Source organism: Streptomyces sp. VTCC 41912, assembly GCF_045799175.1.
In the GTDB taxonomy this organism is placed as follows: domain Bacteria; phylum Actinomycetota; class Actinomycetes; order Streptomycetales; family Streptomycetaceae; genus Streptomyces; species Streptomyces albulus_C.
Genome location: NZ_JBJMAB010000001.1, coordinates 303,074 through 320,819 on the forward strand (window position 1 = coordinate 303,074; position 17,746 = coordinate 320,819).

The 17,746-nt window shown below is 73.9% G+C and carries 15 protein-coding genes and 1 tRNA gene; 8 read left to right on the forward strand and 8 right to left on the reverse strand.

Going from position 1 to position 17,746, the window contains the following annotated elements:
• Positions 1 to 4: 4 nt before the first annotated feature.
• Positions 5 to 1,249 carry a serine hydrolase domain-containing protein gene (locus ACJ6WD_RS01360; protein ID WP_407614964.1) on the reverse strand — a complete coding sequence of 415 codons (1,245 nt, stop codon included), beginning with the start codon at positions 1,247 to 1,249 and terminating at the stop codon, positions 5 to 7.
• A gap of 112 nt (positions 1,250 to 1,361) precedes the next feature.
• Between ACJ6WD_RS01360 and ACJ6WD_RS01365 the strand changes: the two genes are divergently transcribed.
• From ACJ6WD_RS01365 to ACJ6WD_RS01385, 5 genes are all read left to right on the forward strand, one after another.
• Positions 1,362 to 1,694: a DUF427 domain-containing protein gene (locus ACJ6WD_RS01365; protein WP_016575152.1), complete on the forward strand. Its 333-nt coding sequence runs from the start codon at positions 1,362 to 1,364 to the stop codon at positions 1,692 to 1,694.
• A gap of 135 nt (positions 1,695 to 1,829) precedes the next feature.
• Entirely contained in the window at positions 1,830 to 2,852 is a 1,023-nt protein-coding gene (locus ACJ6WD_RS01370) for a metallophosphoesterase family protein (protein WP_407614965.1), read from the forward strand.
• Positions 2,853 to 2,958: 106 nt separating this feature from the next.
• Positions 2,959 to 4,269, forward strand: coding sequence for an MFS transporter (locus ACJ6WD_RS01375; protein ID WP_407614966.1), 1,311 nt, complete (start codon positions 2,959 to 2,961; stop codon positions 4,267 to 4,269).
• Complete coding sequence (locus ACJ6WD_RS01380; protein WP_407614967.1) at positions 4,266 to 5,306, forward strand: hypothetical protein; 1,041 nt, start codon at positions 4,266 to 4,268, stop codon at positions 5,304 to 5,306. Before ACJ6WD_RS01375 ends, ACJ6WD_RS01380 begins: the two co-directional genes overlap by 4 nt.
• 54 nt (positions 5,307 to 5,360) lie before the next feature.
• Positions 5,361 to 5,915: a DUF309 domain-containing protein gene (locus tag ACJ6WD_RS01385; RefSeq protein ID WP_016574855.1), complete on the forward strand. Its 555-nt coding sequence runs from the start codon at positions 5,361 to 5,363 to the stop codon at positions 5,913 to 5,915.
• Positions 5,916 to 5,967: 52 nt separating this feature from the next.
• Here ACJ6WD_RS01385 and ACJ6WD_RS01390 read toward each other — a convergent pair whose 3' ends face one another.
• The 6 genes from ACJ6WD_RS01390 to ACJ6WD_RS01415 form a co-directional block, all read right to left on the reverse strand.
• Positions 5,968 to 6,921: a D-alanyl-D-alanine carboxypeptidase family protein gene (locus ACJ6WD_RS01390; RefSeq protein ID WP_233656522.1), complete on the reverse strand. Its 954-nt coding sequence runs from the start codon at positions 6,919 to 6,921 to the stop codon at positions 5,968 to 5,970.
• A gap of 208 nt (positions 6,922 to 7,129) precedes the next feature.
• Positions 7,130 to 8,353 (reverse strand): cytochrome P450, encoded by a 1,224-nt coding sequence (locus ACJ6WD_RS01395; RefSeq protein ID WP_407614968.1) that lies wholly within the window; start codon positions 8,351 to 8,353, stop codon positions 7,130 to 7,132.
• Between the two features lie 127 nt (positions 8,354 to 8,480).
• The gene (locus tag ACJ6WD_RS01400) at positions 8,481 to 9,701 is read right to left on the reverse strand and encodes an MAB_1171c family putative transporter (protein WP_331246423.1); all 1,221 of its coding nucleotides are present in this window, start codon (positions 9,699 to 9,701) and stop codon (positions 8,481 to 8,483) included.
• Complete coding sequence (locus ACJ6WD_RS01405) at positions 9,694 to 10,266, reverse strand: hypothetical protein (protein WP_233656759.1); 573 nt, start codon at positions 10,264 to 10,266, stop codon at positions 9,694 to 9,696. Before ACJ6WD_RS01405 ends, ACJ6WD_RS01400 begins: the two co-directional genes overlap by 8 nt.
• A 61-nt stretch (positions 10,267 to 10,327) precedes the next feature.
• Positions 10,328 to 10,834 (reverse strand): helix-turn-helix domain-containing protein, encoded by a 507-nt coding sequence (locus ACJ6WD_RS01410; protein ID WP_037633993.1) that lies wholly within the window; start codon positions 10,832 to 10,834, stop codon positions 10,328 to 10,330.
• Positions 10,835 to 11,217: 383 nt separating this feature from the next.
• A tRNA-Pro gene (locus tag ACJ6WD_RS01415) sits at positions 11,218 to 11,291 on the reverse strand.
• A gap of 175 nt (positions 11,292 to 11,466) precedes the next feature.
• On the opposite strand from ACJ6WD_RS01415, the gene ACJ6WD_RS01420 reads away from it, so the two are divergent.
• Positions 11,467 to 11,760, forward strand: a complete 294-nt coding sequence (locus ACJ6WD_RS01420) for a YiaA/YiaB family inner membrane protein (protein WP_233656519.1) — start codon at positions 11,467 to 11,469, stop codon at positions 11,758 to 11,760.
• 98 nt (positions 11,761 to 11,858) lie between these two features.
• On the opposite strand, the gene ACJ6WD_RS01425 is transcribed toward ACJ6WD_RS01420, so the two are convergent.
• Entirely contained in the window at positions 11,859 to 12,773 is a 915-nt protein-coding gene (locus ACJ6WD_RS01425; RefSeq protein ID WP_233656517.1) for an alpha/beta fold hydrolase, read from the reverse strand.
• Between the two features lie 169 nt (positions 12,774 to 12,942).
• Between ACJ6WD_RS01425 and ACJ6WD_RS01430 the strand changes: the two genes are divergently transcribed.
• Positions 12,943 to 16,158: an amidohydrolase family protein gene (locus ACJ6WD_RS01430; RefSeq protein WP_407614969.1), complete on the forward strand. Its 3,216-nt coding sequence runs from the start codon at positions 12,943 to 12,945 to the stop codon at positions 16,156 to 16,158.
• Positions 16,159 to 16,432: 274 nt separating this feature from the next.
• Positions 16,433 to 17,686 (forward strand): acyl-CoA dehydrogenase family protein, encoded by a 1,254-nt coding sequence (locus tag ACJ6WD_RS01435; protein WP_407614970.1) that lies wholly within the window; start codon positions 16,433 to 16,435, stop codon positions 17,684 to 17,686.
• The last annotated feature ends 60 nt before the right edge of the window (positions 17,687 to 17,746 follow it).

The following is a 17,746-nucleotide window of genomic DNA, read 5'->3' on the forward strand; positions in this document are numbered from 1 at the left end:
CGGCTCAGCCCTTCGTCAGCGCCTCCGCCACCCGGAGGGTCATCTGGAGCTGGGTGGCGTCCCGGTGGGTCGGGCTGAACGCGATCACCGCGCGGCGCTGCTGGTCGCGGGTGGCGACCAGCGCGGACGCGTAGCCGTACCGTTCACCGGTCTTGCCCCAGAAGGTGATGCCGTTCATGGTGACGGTCTGGAGCCCGGCGCCGTAGCGGGCCGGGCTGCCGTCGACCATGCGCACCCCGTCGGGCAGGGTGAACATGCGCTCCAGGACGGGGCGCGGCAACAGCGTGCCGGAGAACAGGGCGGTGAGGAAGCGGTCCAGGTCGCCGGTGGTCGATATCATCTCGCCCTCGCCCCAGGCGGCCGTCTGGTCGTAGGCGGTGATGTCGAGCAGGCTGCCGTCGGTCATCCTCATGTAGCCGTGCACGTGCGGGCCGTGGATGCGGGGGTCCTTCCCGGGCAGGGAGGTGTGCCGCATGCCGAGCGGGTGCAGGATGCGGCTGGCGATCGCCTCGCCGTAGTGACGGCCGGTCAGGCGCTCGATCAGCAGGGCGAGGAGCACGTAGTTGATCCCGCGGTACTCCTGCTTGCTGCCGGGGGCGAACTTCATCGGGCCGTGCGAGACCAGGGACACCAGCTGCTGCGGGGTCCACCTGTCGTAGCGGTGCCGGGCGATGCCCTCGGGGGTGGAGAGGTCCGGAGCGCCGTCGCGCGACTCGTCGGGCAGGCCGCTGGTGTGGTTCAGCAGGTGGGTGATGCTCAGGCGCGGGAACGCGGACGGCAGGAGGTCGGGCAGGTACCGCTGGAGGGGCGCGTCGAGCACGAGCCGGTGTTCGGCGGCCAGTTGCAGGATCACCGTGGCGACGAACACCTTGGTGATGCTGCCGATGCGGAAGGTGTCGTGCGCGTCGATGGGCCGGCCGCTCGCCCGGTCGGCGACGCCGGCGGTGCCGTACCAGCGGCCCGCGGAGCCGGTGACCCGCACCTGGGCGCCGGTGACCTCGGGGTGCGCCAGATCCGAGAGCGCGGCGCGCAGGGCCGCGACGTCCAGCGGCGGGAGCGGTGCGGGCGGGACGGGCGGTGCCGGTCGGGGCGCCGCGGCGGCGGGGCGCGCCGGCCCGAAGGCGGCGAGCGCCGCCGCGCCGGCCACCGCCGCACCGACGACCGCCCTGCGGGAGAGGGGGTTCGTCGCGTCCGGGACCGCGCCCGCACCGGCGTCGAAGGGCGGTCGGGAGGGCTGCTGTGGAGTCATGCCCGCCACTGTGCCGCTCTCGGGGCGCGCCGGCCTCAGGGATCACCCTGAACCCGTCCCGGATGCGACCCTGAGCGGGTAGCCGTCCGACACGCGAACGGAGATCAAGGTCATGTCCACGCAAGGCCACCGCATCGAGATCAAGCAGGGCACCGAACACGTCCGGGTCGTGGTGAACGGGCAGTTGCTCGCCGAGAGCCGGCGACCGCTGCTGCTCCTGGAGACCGGCTGTCCGGTGCGGTACTACCTGCCGCCGGAGGACGTCCGCACCGACCTGCTGACGCCCTCCGCGACCCACACCGTCTGCCCGTTCAAGGGCACCGCCTCCTACTGGTCGCTCGCACAGGGCCCCGAGGACCTCGTGTGGGCCTACCCCGAGCCGCACGCCGGAGTGGCGGAGATCAAGGATCATCTCTGCTTCTACGAGGTGCAGTTGGGGGAGTGAGGGCCGTCGCCGGACCGCGCACAGCAACGTTAGGAAAGTTTCCTGACAATTAATGCCGCAGATTCTTGACGCGTACATGGTGGCCCCTTCAGGATCCCTTGGGACGGCTCCCCCATGCCGATCCAGGAGACGGATATGACGTCCATCCCCCGCGCCGAGCAGCCCGAGCGGCATCCGGCGCAGCACCCGAAGAACCACCAGAACCCGCCGGCCGGCCGGCGGAAGTCCGCGGCCGGCGGCCCCCGTTGGGGAGTTCCCGCCGCCGCGGGCGCCGCCCTCGCGCTCGTCGGCGGCGTGGCGCTCTGGTCCGCCCCCGGTCGTGCGGACGCCGCGCCGGACCGCGCGCCCGGCGCGGCGGCCGCCGGTTTCACGGTGGTCGCCGCCGGCGACATCGCCGAGCAGTGCACCGCGAAGGACCGTGACTGCGAGCACGCCAGGACCGCGGCACTGGTCAAGAAGATCGACCCGGCGTTCGTGCTGACCATGGGCGACAACCAGTACGACGACGCCCGCCTGAAGGACTTCACCAGGTACTACGACAAGACCTGGGGCGCCTTCAAGGACAAGACCCACCCGGTCGCCGGCAACCACGAGACGTACGACCCGGCCGGCGCCCTCGCCGGCTACAAGGCGTACTTCGGCGCCCGGGCGTACCCCCAGGGCAAGCCGTACTACAGCTTCGACCAGGAGAACTGGCACTTCGTCGCACTGGACTCCAACACCCTGGACTCCGCGCAACTGGCCTGGCTGAAGGCCGACCTGGCCGCCACGTCCAAGAAGTGCGTGGCCGCCTACTGGCACCACCCGCTCTTCTCCTCCGGCGAGCACGGCAACGACCCGGTCAGCCGCCCGGCGTGGCAGCTCCTCCGGAACGCCGGGGCCGAGCTGGTCCTCAACGGGCACGACCACCACTACGAGCGGTTCGCCCCCCAGGACCCCGACGGCACGGCCGACCCGAACGGGATCGTGGAACTGCTCGGCGGCATGGGCGGCGCCAACCCGTACAAGATCGAGGAGGTGCAGCCCCACAGCGAGAAGCGGCTCACCGACACCTTCGGGGTGGTGCGGCTGCACTTCACCGACCACGGCTTCTCCTGGGACCTGATCGGCACGGACGGCAAGACGAAGGACAGCAGCCCATCCTACCAGTGCCACTGACCACCGGGGCGGCCGCAGCGCCCGGACCGGCCGACGCACCCGGCACGGCCGGCCCGTACGGCGCCGCCGCCCGAGTCCATCCCCCTACGTCCCCCGGGGCTGATCCATGTATCTCGCGACCACGGATGCGGCCGCGACGGCGAAGGTGACGCGGGGCCGCGTCGGCGGGCCGGTACTGGCCCTCGGCGCGGTCAGCCTGGTCACCGACGTCTCCTCGGAGATGGTCACCGCCGTGCTGCCCCTCTACTTCGTCCTCCAACTGGGCCTCTCCCCCCTCCAGTTCGGCTTCCTCGACGGCCTCTACAACGGCGTCACCGCCCTCGTCCGCCTGGCCGGAGGACGCGCCGCCGACCGCGGCGGCCGGCACAAGCTGGTCGCCGGGGCCGGTTACGCCCTGTCCGCGCTGTCCCGGCTGGGACTGCTGTTCGCCGGCGGCGGCACCCTCGGCATCGGCGCCGCGCTCGCCGCGGACCGCATCGGCAAGGGCGTCCGCACCGCCCCGCGGGACGCCCTGATCTCGCTCAGCGCACCACCGGACGCGCTCGGCCGGGCCTTCGGCGTCCACCGGGCGATGGACACCACCGGCGCCCTCCTGGGGCCGCTCGCCGCGTTCGCGCTCCTGTGGGCCACCGCCGACGCCTACGACGCGGTGTTCGTCGTCAGCTTCTGCGTGGGACTGCTCGGGGTGCTGCTGCTCGTCGCCTTCGTCCCCGGGCGGGCCGCCGCGCCACCCCACCCACAGGAGCCGCACCCGGCGCCCCGCGCCCGGGCGCGGTGGCTCGCCCCGCTGCGCGATCCCGCCTTCCGGCGCCTCTGCACGGCGGCGGGGCTGCTGGGTGCGGCGACCATCGGGGACTCCTTCCTGTACCTGCTGCTCCAGCGCCGGCTGGACTTCGCGGTGAGCTGGTTCCCGCTGCTGCCGTTGGGCGCCGCCGCGGTCTACCTCCTGCTGGCCGTGCCGGCCGGCCGGCTCGGCGACCGGGTCGGCCGCCGGGTGCCCTTCCTGTGCGGGCACGCCGCGCTGCTCGGCGGCTATCTGCTGTTCCTGGCGACAGAGCGCGCAGCCGTGCTCCTGGTGGGCGTCCTGCTGCTGCTCGGTGTCTTCTACGCGGCCACCGACGGCGTACTGATGGCCCTGGCCGGACCCGTGCTGCCGCCCGCCCACCGGGCGAGCGGGATGGCGCTGCTCCAGACGGGCCAGGCACTGTGCCGGCTGCTGGCCGCCGCGGGCTTCGGCGCCGCCTGGACGCTCTGGGGCGCCGGCCCGGCCCTCGTCGCCGCCGCCCTCGCCCTGGCCGCGGCGCTCGTGGCGGCCGGCATGCTCCTGCCCGGCCGGGCTGACCCGCCCCGCTCAGCTCGGCCGAACGCCCCCGACCCCGACGCCCCTCCCCCCGAAAGGCGGCCGTCGCGCCCATGACGAGCCCGATCCCCACCCCGCCCGCCGCACCCTCCCGGCGCGCCCGGGTCCTCGCCGTGGCGGTCGCCGGTGCGCTGCTGGCCACCGTCGCCGTCGGCTACACCGTCGCCGCCACCCGGCGCGCCCAACCGACCGACACCGTCTCGGCGTTCGGCCTCGACCACGGGCGGCTCTACTTCCGCAGCACGGGCGCCGGGGCCGGTCGGGTGGCCAGTGTGCCGGCCCGGACACCGGGCGGGCGCGGCACGGCACCGGGCGACGACCGGCGGGCGACCGGCGGGCCCGCGTGCGAGCGCTTCCACGCGGCCGGCGGCACCGGCCTCTGCCTCCAGCGGCGGCCCGGCATCCCGCCCAGGTCGTACGCGGTCGTCCTGGACGACCGGCTCCGCGAACGACGCCGGATCGCCCTCACCGGCATCCCCAACCGGGCCCGGGTCTCGGCCTCCGGACGGATGCTGGCCTGGACGATGTTCGCCACCGGCGACTCCTACGCCACCACGTCGTTCTCCACCCGCACGTCCGTCCTGGACACCCGCACCGGCTACCTGATCAAGAACATCGAGGAGATCCCCCTCACCCTCGACGGCCGCCGCTACCACTCCCCCGACGTCAACTACTGGGGCGTGACCTTCGCCCGCGACGACAACCTCTTCTACGCGACCGTGTCGACCAAGGGGAGGACGTACCTGGTCCGGGGCGACATGCGGAAGTGGGCGGCGCACGCCCTCCGGAAGAACGTGGAGTGCCCCTCGCTGTCGCCGGACGGCACCCGGCTCGCCTTCAAGAAGCGGGTCCGGGAGGGCGCCGCCGATCCGTGGCGGCTGTCCGTCCTGGACCTGCGCACCCTGCACGAACATCCGGTCGCCGAGACCCGCAGCGTGGACGACCAGGCCGCCTGGCTCGACGACCGCACCCTGGCGTACGCGCTGCCCGGTCGGGACGGGCGGCCGAGCGACGTCTGGACCGTCCCGGCGGACGGCGGCGGCACGCCGTCGCTGCGCGTGCCGGACGCGTCGTCCCCGGTCCTCGTGCCCTGACCCCGCCGCGGCCCCGCGGCGACGGCACGACGACCCGCGACGCACAATCGAAGGGTGAACGCCCCAGAGGACCACCCAGACCCCACCCGGCACGAGGAGGGCGGCGCCCCGGCGTCCCGCGCCCGTGACCGCGACGAACAGGGCCGGGCCCGCAACGCCCGCCCCCGGGACGGCCTGGGCCGTCCGCTGCCCTATGGGGCACCGGGCGTCGCCCGGCAGCCCGAGGGGGTGGACCGCACCCCCGACGCGGCACTGGCCGAGGCGCAGCGGCTGTTGGACGCCGGGATGCCGTTCCACGCCCACGAGGTCCTGGAGGACGCCTGGAAGGCCGCGCCGGAGTCCGAGCGGGAACTGTGGCGCGGTCTGGCGCAGCTGGCCGTGGGGCTCACGCACGCGGCGCGCGGCAACGCCACCGGGGGCGCGGCGCTGTTGGGACGGGGTGCGGCGGCACTGGCCCGCTACGCCGGTGCCGCCCCGTACGGCATCGACGTCGACGGGCTGACGGCCTGGGCGCGGGAGCTGATCGGTCGGCTGGCCGGAACTCCCCAGGACGGGGCGGCCGGTCCAGTCTCGGCCCCCGGGGAGGCTCCCCGACTGCGCGCCCGGTAGGCGTTCGGCCGGGGAGCCCGCCGGTGAGGCGGGCCGGCGTCAGGGAGCGGCGTCACTCCTCGTCGTCGGATTCGCTGCGGCTGACCGGTTCGGGGCCCGTCACGGTGTTGAAGCCCCAGTCCAACAGGGCGCTCGCCTCCTTGTAGACGCCGTTGGCCTCGCCCGACTGGGGGTTGAGCACGGTGGCGATCAGGGTGTGGCCGTGGCGGCGGGCGGCGGCGATCAGGGTGTTGCCGGCTTTGCTGGTGTAGCCGTTCTTCACGCCGATGATGCCGGGGTAGCGGGGGAGGCCGTGCGAGCCGACCAGCATCCGGTTGGTGTTCTCGATCTGCAGGGTGCCCCCGCCGGCCGCCGGGAACCCGGCGCGGGTGGTGGAGCAGTAGCGGGCGAAGTCCGCGTTGGCGAGGCCGGCGCGGGCGAAGACCGTCAGGTCGAAGGCGGAGGACTCCTGGCCGGGGGTGTCGTAGCCGTCCGGCGACTTGACCGTGGTGTCGCGGGCGCCGAGCCGGCGGGCGGTCTGCTGCATCTCCTGGGCGGTGGCCGACCAGCCGCCGTTCATGGCGGCGAGGACGTGCACCGCGTCGTTGCCGGAGCGCAGGAAGACGCCGCGCCACAGGTCGGCGACGGAGTAGCGCTGGCCCTGGCGGATGCCGACGACGCTGCTGCCGGAGCCGAGACCGGCGAGGTCGCCGGCGCTGACCTGGCGCACCTTGCCGGACGAGAACTTGGGCAGCACCGTGACGGCGAAGAGGGTCTTCAGGGTGCTGGCGGGGGCGAGTCTGCGGTGCTGGTTCCGGCCGGCCAGCACCTTGCCGGTGTCGGCGTCGGCGACCATCCAGGCGAGGGCGCTGAGGCCGCCGGGCAGTTTCCGGGCGGGGGCCGCGGCCTGACGTCCCGTCGGTGCTGCGGGACGGGCATCGGCCGGTATCGGGCTCAGGGACACTCCGGCGGCGGCGATGAGTGCCAGCGCACCGGCCTTCTTGGACACAAGCGCGTCAAATGCCATGGGGTCACGCTAAGGAGGGGCGGCGGCGGGCGCAGCGCGGATGCGCCAGACGGGCCACCGAAGGGTGCTGCGCCCGGCGTGTCGCCGATGTGCGCACTCGCAAAGAAGGACCCGCCCGGTGCGACGGGGGATGCACACCGGGCGGGTCACAGCACTTTTCTACCGCATGACTGAACGGTTACGCATCAAAAACTTGTGCGTTCCCGGATTACCAGGCCACGGGCAGCGAAATCAGGCCACGCGCCCGGATGGTCCGACGGTGCCGTACTTCGTCCCGGGCCACGTCGAGGCGCAGCTCGGGAAAGCGGCTGATGAGGGCGCCGATGGCGATCTCCGCCTCCATGCGGGCCAGCGGTGCGCCCAGGCAGTAGTGGATGCCGTGTCCCAGGGCGAGGTGGCCGGAGAGCTCGCGGGTCGGGTCCAACCGGTCCGGGTCGGGGAACCGCTCGGGGTCGCGGTTCGCGGAAGCGATCGAGAGCAGCACGCTCTCGCCGGCCGGGATGCGGACGCCGCCGATGTCCAGGTCCTCGACCGGAAAGCGGCGGATGGCCAGGGAGGCCGGGGTGTCGTACCGCAGGAACTCCTCGACGGCGGGCGCCAGTTCGGCCGGATTTCGGCGCAACGCAGCGAGCCTCTCGGGGTGGTCGAGGAGGGCGAGGACGGCGTTGCCGATGAGCTGGACGGTGTTCTCGTAGCCGGCGAAGAGGATCAGGAAGGCGAGCGAGGTCAGTTCGTCCTCGCTGAGGCGGTCGCCGGCCGGGTCGTCCGCGGTGTCGTCGCGGACCGCGATCAGGTCCGAGAGCAGGTCGTCACCGGGCTCGGCGCGCTTGGCGGCGATCAGCCCGGTGTAGAACTCCAGCATCGCGCCGATCGCCTCCTTCATCGCCTGGGGACGGCTGGGGTCGGGCGTGATCAGCGCGTCCGACCAGGCCAGGAAGTCGCGCCGGCGCTCGACGGGGATGCCGAGCAGATCGCAGATGACGGTGATCGGCAGCGGTCCGGCGTAGTCGGTGACGAGTTCCGCGCGGCCCCGCGCGGCCATGGCGTCCAGCAGGTCGTCGGCGATGCGCTGCACGGGAGCCCGGAGCGCCTCGATGCGGCCCGGGGTGAACGCCTTGACGACCAGGCGGCGGATCCGGGTGTGGTCCGGCGGATCCATGTTGAGCAGGTTCGCGTCGAGGGCGGGCGGCAGCGAGAAACCGCGGTAGTTGCCCGGTGTGGCGTGCCGCCTGTCGAGCGAGAGCCGGGGGTCGGCCAGCGCGCTGCGGACGTCGTCGTAGCGGGTGACCAGCCAGGCGGGCTGCCCGTCGGTGCCGGTGATCCGGTGCACCGGGCCCGCTTCGCGGAGCGCGGCGTAGGCGGCGTACGGGTCGTCCAGGAGGGCGGTGGTGTCGAGGGGGGCTGCGGGGCCGGTCTCGGCGGTGTTCTGCATGGCGCCCGAGCCTAGATCACCGGGGACGGGGCGCCGGGCGGCACCGGCCACGTGGGCCGGTGCCGCCGTGCGCGGTGCGGGGAGGCCCGGACCCCCGTACCGGGCCACCCCGTCTGTGGTGTTGCGGTCAGCTGTGCGCGGTGGCGCTGCGCTGGCGCAACTCGGTGAGCACGGTCTCGATCAGCGGCGAGCGGTAGACGTCCGCGACCAGCGCCAAGTGCTCGTATTCGGAGGAGAGTCGGGCGGCCTGTCGGCCTTCGGCGACCACCACGCTGTCGGCGCCGTGATCCGGGACGTGACCGACCGCGCGGTTCTCCAGGCCGCGCCGCAGGGCCGCCGCCTCGGCGACCGCGGCCAGTTGCCGGTCGTCCAGTGAGACGGCACGGGCGCGTTCGAGGACGATGTCGATGGCGTCGGACTCGACGTGCCGGCGCAGGCCGCGCTGCACGTCGCGGATCTCGGCCATCTGGCGGTTGGCGCGCCATTCCAGGTCGGCGAAGGGCCAGCGGCCGGCCCACCGCGAACCGTCCATGGTGACCTCCGGGGCCTGTGCGGTGACGGTCCGCCAGAGCGGCGTCAGGCGGCGCAATCGGCGCCAGGCCGCGGCGCGCGGGCCGGCCGCGGGCAGGCTGAAGCCGACGAGCACCAGGATCGCGGCGACCGAGGCGCTGAGCGGGGCGACGCCGTTGGAGAGCCAGGGCGCGGGATGCCCGGTCCACGACAGCACGAAGCCGATGACCTTGCAGGCGCAGTAGAGCAGGCCGAGCCAACAGCCCGCGGCCAGTACCCGCAGCCCGCGGGCCAGCCACGAGGCGCCGACCCGGGCGGCGTAACGCGGGCAGAGCGTCCCCAACCCCGCCAGGCTCGCCCCGAAGATGGCCAGATACAGCACCAGGAAGACCATCACGCCGGGGGCGTCGGCGTAGGCGGTGCTGAAGTCGCGGGGGTGCTCGACGGCGTCCGGGCGGCCGACGGCGAAGCCGGTGACGGCCACCGCCCACAGGAACGCCACCGCGGCGACCACGGCCCGCGCCCTGCTCCGCGCCCTGGCCCGGGCCGCCTCGCCCTCACCGGTCGTCCAGCGGAGCAGCAGCACCAGCGCCCCGGCGGCGAAGACCACGACGGAGGAGTAGAGGAAGACCATGGCGAGGTTGGCGACGCCGACCAGCCGGTCGAATCCCCGGTAGAGGCTGGGCGCGGAGAAGAGGAAGACGGTGGCCACGCCGCCGGTCATCAGGCAGGCGAGACCCAGGTCGGTGTTGCGGCGGTCCCGGAACCACGCGACCGCCTTGTAGGCCACCAACGCCCAGGCGGCGGCCGCGAAGCAGAGGTAGACGACGTCAAACACCGGGGCCTCCTGCGGGTCCGGCCGCCTCCTGTTGGCGGCGGATGTGCTGGAGCGCGGGACCCAGCGCGGCCGCGACCTCGGCGGCGGGTCCCGCCAGCGGGAGTTCCCGTTCCGCGGTGGCGGGCACCACGTGCTCCATCAGGAGCGTCCCGAGCACCTCGGTCTCCCGCTCGGCGAGGTTGTCGTAGCCGTGGTGGCGGGCGAAGCCCATGGTCAGACCCATCCGCTGCATGGCGGTGGCGACGTCGACGGAGGGGGTCCACATCCGCAGCGCGTCCTCGGTGACGGCCGGGTCCTGCGCGTGCCCGAGGAGGAGGTGGCTGAGTTCGTGCAGCACGATGTGGGTCTGGTGCCAGGGGGAGGTCTTGAGTTCGTAGAAGACCCAGTAGCCGTCGTCGGTGGTGGCGGTCATCCCGGAGACCACGCCGCCCAGGCTCATCGGCACGAGGTGGACGGGCCGTGCCACCCGCGCCGCGACGACGTCGCAGATCCCCCGCAGATCGGTCGAGGCGGGCAGCTGCAACTCCTTGATGAGCTGCTTGCACCGCCTGCGCATCTGCCCCACTCGCATGCTCGTCCCGTCCTCGTGTCCGGCCCGCCGCCAGGTAGTGAAGATCCGGTCGCGCTCAGCGGTCCGTATCGGGCCGTGTGCCACGCCGATCACCACCCTGCTCCGGCGGGCCGTCCGGCAGGTTCATCTGCCGGCGGAACTGGGAGATGATCGTCGTCAGGCTGTCCTGCACTTCCGGGGGCAGCCCGACCGAGCGCAGCGCGATGGCGCGCACCCGCTGGTCCCGCATGGCGGCGAGGAACCGGACCTCCTCCTCCACCCGCGCGGCCTGCGGCTGGGAGAGGTCCCCCAGTAAGTACCCGACCGGTACGGCGAAGAACTTCGCCAGTGCGCGCAGGAGTTCGGGACCCGGGTTGGTCCGCCGCCCGTTGCGCAGCATCGACAGGTACTGCTCGGTGACCTTGACGCCGCCGTACTCCGCCACCCCGCGGCTGATCTCGTCCGCGACGTGGGCGTTGGTGTACGGAGCGCCCGGTGGGTGCATGTGCGCGAAGAGGTGGTTGAGCCGCTCCGCGAGCACGCTGCCCTCCCCCTTGGGCCGGCTGTCGCCCCCCACTGCCATTCCCCCGTCCGTCAGGCCGGCCCAACGCGCAGTTAAGGCCGTCGAAGCTACGCCCCCATCCTGACACGCCGGGAACAGGCCGCACCAGTCCACATACGGACAGTGAGGAAGGTCGAACTTAACCGCGAGTTGAGTGAGGAGAAAACAACTGTGCGTGCAACGGTCGGGGCGTCTGGGGCGAGAGGGGGCAGCAGGCGAAGGCGGGAGGGAGCGGACGCACAGCGGGCGTGCTCCGGAGGCACCCCGGAGCACGGGGAACGACCCGCGAACGCCAGGGAGGCCGCGAACGCCAGGGAGGCCAGGGATGCCGCGAACGCGGGGAGCAACGAGAAGAGGCCGTGTCGGTGAAGTCCGACACGGCCTCTGACTCACGTATCCGCAAGTCGGGACGACAGGATTTGAACCTGCGACCCCTTGACCCCCAGTCAAGTGCGCTACCAAGCTGCGCCACGTCCCGTTGCCCGATCCTCCGGGGATCTCCCCGGGTGGTCGTGCACGAGAACAATACCCCAAGTCAGAGGGTGCGCGTCGCCATTTCCGGCCGGGGTGGGCGACGCGGGTGGGCGGCGAGCGTGGCCGGGATGAGTACCCGTACTCATGCGGCGGCGTCACCGTGCCGCCACGCTACGCGCATGAGCACTCCAACGATTCAGCGGCCGACGACCACGGCTTTCTTCGTGCAGGCCGCGCTCTCGTTCGGCCTGTCGCTGGTGGCCCTGGTGATCGGGATCATCAAGCTCCCGGTGGGCGCCTGGGAGCGCGGGTTCCTCGGGCTGGGGCTGGTCTTCGTGGTCTCGTCGGCGTTCACCCTGGCCAAGTGCGTCCGCGACAGGCAGGAGGCCACGGAGGTGACCAACCGGGTGGACAAGGCCCGGATCGACAAGCTCCTCATCGAGCAGGACGTCTTCAAGCCGGGCCAGGTCTGAGGTCCGGCCGCCGCGGGCCCGGGTCGCCGGTCCGGGCCCGCGGGGCCTGCGGGCCCGGACCGGCGCCGCCTTCCCGCGGCTGGTGTGCGCCCGGCGGGTCAGAGATGCGCGTCGAGCCAGGCCAGCAGGTCGCCCTGGACCTCGTCGCGGTTGGTCTCGTTGAGGATCTCGTGGCGGGCGCCCGGGTAGCCGCGCCAGGTCAGGTCGCGGATGCCGAGGTAGCGGAAGTCCTCCAGGAGTTCGTGGACCAGGGTCATCCGTTGGTGGCAGGGGTCCTGGTCGCCGACCGCGACGTGGATCGGCAGGCCGCGGGGGATGCGGGCCAGGTGGGCCGGGTCGTTGACCTTGCGGACGGCGCGGACCCAGTCCAGGGCCAGGCCGGCGCAGAACGGGAAGCCGCAGTCCGCGTCGGCGACGTAGCGGTCGACCTCGGCGGTGTCGCGGGAGAGCCATTCGTAGCCGGTGCGGTGCGTGAACGCGTCGTTGAAGGAGCCGAAGACGCGCGGCAGGAACGGGGAGGGGTGCGCCCGGCCGTCCGCGGCGATCTCCGCCTCCAGTGCGGCCGCGGCGGTGTCGACGTCGAGGCCGGGCAGGGTGCGGAAGACGCCGGTGAGGAGGAGTCCGGCGAGGTCGGCGCCGTACTCCTGGGCGTAGTCCCGGGCCAGCATCGCCCCCATGCTGTGGCCGAGGAGGACGAGGGGCAGGCCCGGGTGGGCGGCGGCCGCGCGGTCGCCGATGCCCTTGAGGTCGCCGACGGTGGCCCGCCAGGCGTCCTCGCCGGTGACCCCGCGGCCGCCGGTGGAGGCGGCGGTGGCGCCGTGGCCGCGGTGGTCGGAGGCGACGACGGCGTAGCCGTGACCGGTCAGGAAGCGGGCGAAGCGGGCGTAGCGGCGGGCGTGTTCGGCGGCCCCGTGGGCGATCTGGACCAGGGCGCGCGGGGTGCCGCTCTCCGGTAGCCAGGTGTAGGTGGCGATGCGGGCGCCGTCGGGGGCCTGGTGGACGTCCTGCTGCATGGTGCTCTCCCGGGGCTGACGGGTCGTCGGTCGCGCCCACTCTGGCCCGTGGGGCAGTGGTTGGCCACGGGGCGCGCGTGGCGGAGATGGTCCGCGGCCGGCCCGGCGTGACACGATCGGTCGGTTCTGTGCCGGCACTGTGCCGCAACCCCCTTTCGCAGGAGGATCGTTGGACACCGCAGACCGCCCCGAGCACGTTCCGTCCCCCCGTTCGCCGCTCTCCCGCCGCAGGTTCCTCCAGGGCACCGCGTCGGCCGCCGCCGCGGCCGGCCTGGCGGGCGTGGCCGCATCGCCCGCCACGGCCGCGCCCCTGCCGGACGTCGCGGCCGCTACGCCCGCGGCGCTGTCCTTCACCGCCGCCACCAACGGCGCCGCCTCCCTCGCACCGTCCGGCGACCGGCTGGTCGCCGAGGTGCAGAACGTCCTGTGGTCGCTGCCCCGGGCCGGTGGCGACGCGCGGGCGCTGACCCCGCCCGACCTGGAGCCCACCCGTCCGGTGCACTCCCCCGACGGCCGCCGGATCGCGGTCTGCGCCTACCGGGGCGGGAACTTCCACCTGTGGACGCTGGCCCCGGACGGCTCGGGCCTGACACAGGTGACCGACGGCCCGTGGGACGACCGGGGGCCGGCCTGGTCGCCCGACGGGACCCGGCTCGCGTTCGCCTCGGAGCGCGGCGGCGACCCGGTGGGCGGCAGCCCGTACCGGTTATGGGTCCTGGAGGTGGCGTCCGGGCGGCTGACCCGGGTGACCGGGCTCCCCGGTCAGGACGGCCCCCACCAGACCGGCGCCTGGGAGGACTTCGACCCCTGCTGGTCGCCGGACGGCGCCCGGATCGTGTTCGTGCGCGGCCGACTGGACGGCACGGCGCTGGTCTCGCGGACGGTGGCGTCGGTGCCGGCCGACGGGCGGGGTGCGGTGCGCACCGAGCACACCGAGACCGCCGTGGCGCAGGTGATGGTGCCCGCGCTGTCCCCCGCGGGGCGGTTGGCGTACCTGCGGACCACCGAGGCGCCGGGGCCGACCTGCACGCTGGTGGTGGACGGCGCGGCGGTGGCGGTGGACGGGGACGTGGAGCCGGTGCCGCCGCGCTGGGTGTCGCGGGACGCCCTACTGGTGACGGTCGGGGGCCAGTTCCGAATCGTCCGGCCCGACGCTCCGCAACGGGTCGAGACCATCCCGTTCGCCGCGCGGCTGCCCCTGGACCGTCCGCGGTACCGCGTCAAGGACTACGGCTTCGAGCGGACCGCCGGCGGGCCGGTCCGCGGCATCCACCTGCCGGCGCTCTCCCCGGACGGCCGCCGGGTCGCCTTCGCGGCGCTCAACTCCCTGTGGCTGGCGCCCACTTCCGGTGGCGGCGCGCCGCGCCGGATCACCGCCGCCGCACCCACCCGCTACGTGCTCGCGCCGAGTTGGTCGCGGGACGGCCGGGCCCTGGTGTACGCCGACGACCGGGACGGGCTGTTCGCGGTGCGCCGGCGGGAGCTGGACTCGGGTGCGGAGACGGTGCTGGCCTCCGGCGGGCGGGTGCAGCCGGCGCTGTCGCCGGACGGCTCGCGGCTGGCGGCGCTGGACATGATGGGCAACCTCGTCGTGCGGAACCTCGCGGACGGCGCGGAGAAGGCGCTGGCCGCGCCGATGGGGGCGGGCGGCCTGCCGGGGCGGCCCAGTTGGTCGCCGGACGGCAGGTACCTGGCGCTGTGCGACCGCAACCGGCTCAACCGCCGGTTCCGCGAGGGCTACAACGTCATCCGGATCGTCGACGCGGAGACCGGGAAGGACCGGCTCCACCAGGTGGCCGAGCACGTCTCGATCGCGGACCGCTACGACTCGGGGCCGGTGTGGTCGCCGGACGGGAAGTGGCTGGCGCTGATCGCCGAGTCGGCGCTGTGGGTGCTGCCGGTGCGGCCGGACGGTACGCCGGACGGTGCGGCGCGGCAGTTGACCGAGGAGGCCGCGGACCACCCGTCGTGGTCCGGGGACGCCACGACGCTGCTGTACCTCTCGGCGGGCACCCTGCGGCTGGTCCCGGTGTCCGGCGGTCCGGCCCGGACCGTGCCCCTCGCCCTGGAACGGCGGCCGGCGCGCGCCCGGGACACCGTGGTGCACGCCGGCCGGTTCTGGGACGGCACCGGCGACACCGTGCGGGAGAACGTCGACGTGGTGGTCCGCGACGGGCGGATCACGGCCGTCGAGCCGCACCGGGCGTCCCGCGCCGGCACCGCCCGCCGGGTGGACGCCGCGGAACGGACCGTGCTGCCGGGGCTGTGGGACGCGCACACCCACCCCTGGCAGACGACGTACGGCGGGCGGCAGACCGCGTTGCAGCTGGCGTACGGCATCACCACCACGGTGTCCTGCGGCGGCTTCTCGTACGAGCAGGCGCGACTGCGGGAGGCGCTGGCCGCCGGGGCGCTGGCCGGTCCGCGGCTGCTGACCTGCGGCGAGCTGCTGGACGGCGGGCGGGTGGCGTACAGCATGGGGCGGGCGCACCGCACCGCGGCGGGGCTGCGCCGGTCGCTGGCCCGGGGCGCGGCGCTGGACTGGGACTTCGTCAAGACCTATGTGCGGGCGCCGGGTTGGGTGATGGCGGAGGCGGCCCGCTTCGCCCACGGTGAGCTGGGGGTGCGCTCGGGGAGCCACCTGCTCAGCCCCGGCGTGCAGTTGGGCCAGGACCTGACCACCCACCTCCAGGCCACCCAGCGGCTGGAGTTCGGGCACGCGGTGTCGGCGTCGGGGCACGCGTACCAGGACGTCGAGGACGTCTACACGTCCGGTGGGATGCACATGCTGGCCACGCCGTTCTCGTCGGCGCCGCTGATCGGCGAGGATCCGGCGCTGGCCGAGGACGTGCGGGTGAGCCGGCTGATGCCGCCGTGGGACGGTGCGGTGGTGCGGGAGGCTGCCGCGCGCCGGCCGACGCCCACCCAGTTGGCGGACATCGCCACCGAGGTGGGGGTGTACCGAAGGATCCTGGACGGCGGCGGATGGGTGGCGCTGGGCACCGACCAGCCGCTGGTGCCGGTCGGCCTCTCGCTCCACCTGTCGCTGCGGGCGCTGCACCGGGGCGGGTTGAGCGTCGTCGAGGCGCTGCGCACCGCGACCGTGCTGCCGGCCCGGGTGTTCGGTGCCGAGCGGGACCTCGGGACGCTGGAGGTGGGCAAGCTCGCCGACATGGTGCTGGTGGACGGCGATCCGTTCCACGACCTCGGTGCGCTGGTGCGGACGTCGGCGGTGCTCAAGGGCGGGCGGCTGTTCGAGCAGCGGGCGCTGGTGGAGTCGTTCCCGGCGCCCGGCGGGCCGGCGCTGCGCGCGGCCGCCGGCACCGACTGGTTGGCGGTGGGCCGGCAGCAGCGCCGCGAGTCCTGCTGCGACACCGGGCACTGAGGGGCGGGAGGCGCGGGGTGGCGCGGTTCCGGGATGCCCCGGAACCGCGCGTTCCGGAATTCCGCGAGCGGGGGTTGTGCGGCGCGTTCACGCACTCCAAGTGCGCGTATGGATGCGCCTGGTCGACGTTTTGCGCGACCCGGACCTGGTATGCCAACGGGTATTGCACGCGGTAGTTTCAAGATCATTTCCGATACGATCTCGGCGGCACCGCCCGTGTCGCCCCGAGGCAACGAGCGGTCGGCACGCGGGGGTTCGCGGAGGAGGGCCCGTCTTGCATCGCTACTTCATCGACCAGCGGCATGAAGCACTCCGGCGTCGGGTACGGGACTTCGCCGAGCACGAGGTCCGCCCCCGGATCGCCGAGATGGAGGCGAGCCGCACCGTCCGCCCCGACCTCTCGCGGCTGATCGCCCGGCAGGGGTGGATCGGCGCGACGGTGGACCGCGCACACGGCGGGATGGGCGCCGGCCACGTCGCCAAGACCGTCATCATCGAGGAACTGTCCCGGGTCAGCGCCGCGATGGGCGCCATGGTGCAGGCGTCCCAGCTCGGCGTCGCGAAGATCGTCCACTTCGGCAGCGAGGAGCAGAAGAAGACCTGGCTGCCGGCGATCGCCTCGGGCGACTGCCTCCCGACCATCGCGGTCACCGAGCCGCACTCCGGCGGCCACGTGCTCGGCATGACCTCCACCGCCGTACGCGACGGCGGCGACTACGTCCTCAACGGCCGCAAGACCTACGTCGGCAACAGCCACATCGGCGACCTGCACGGGGTGGTGGTCCGCACCGGCGAGGGCTCCGGGGGTTTGTCGGCCTTCCTCGTCGAGTCCGGCACACCCGGCCTCCGGGTCGGTCCGCAGCGGCCCGCGATGGGCCTGCACGGCTTCGGCTTCGGCGAGCTGTTCTTCGACGACTGCCGGGTGCCGGCGACGCACCTGCTGGGCCGCGAGGGCGACGGGCTGTCCGTGGCGTACTCCTCCAGCGTGCTCTACGGCCGGCCCAACCTGACCGCGGTCTCGCTCGGCATCCACCAGGCGGTCCTGGACGAGACCACGGCGTTCTGCACCGAGCGGCGGCGCTACGGCGAGCCGCTCGCGGAACTCCCCACGGTCAAGCTCAAGTTGGGACGGATCCAGTCCCGGCTGCTGCTCGCCCGACTGTCCGCTTACCACGCGGTGCAGCTGCTGGACCAGGGGCTGCCGTGCGACGCGGAGCTGATGAACGCCAAGTTGGTGAACGTGGAGTCGGCACTGGAGTCCGCGCAGGACGCGATGGACGTCCACGCCGCCTGCGGGTTGTTCACCGACCGTCCGGTGGAGCGCTTCCTGCGCGACGCGCACCACGTCTTCGCGCCGGCCGGCACCTCCGACGTGCAACTGCTGCGGCTGGGCGAACTCGCGCTGGGGCAGGGCAAGGGCGAGTGGTCGGAGCGGTTGGCGGCGCTGTTGCGCCCCGCTGCGGTGGAACGGCCGGAGGAGGCGGCGGCGCTGCCGGGCGGGCGCGAGGCACTGGCCCAGGTGTCCTGAGCGGTCGCCGCCGGCGCCGCCGGCGTGCGCACCCGTCCGCAGGGGAGCACCGCTCGGCCG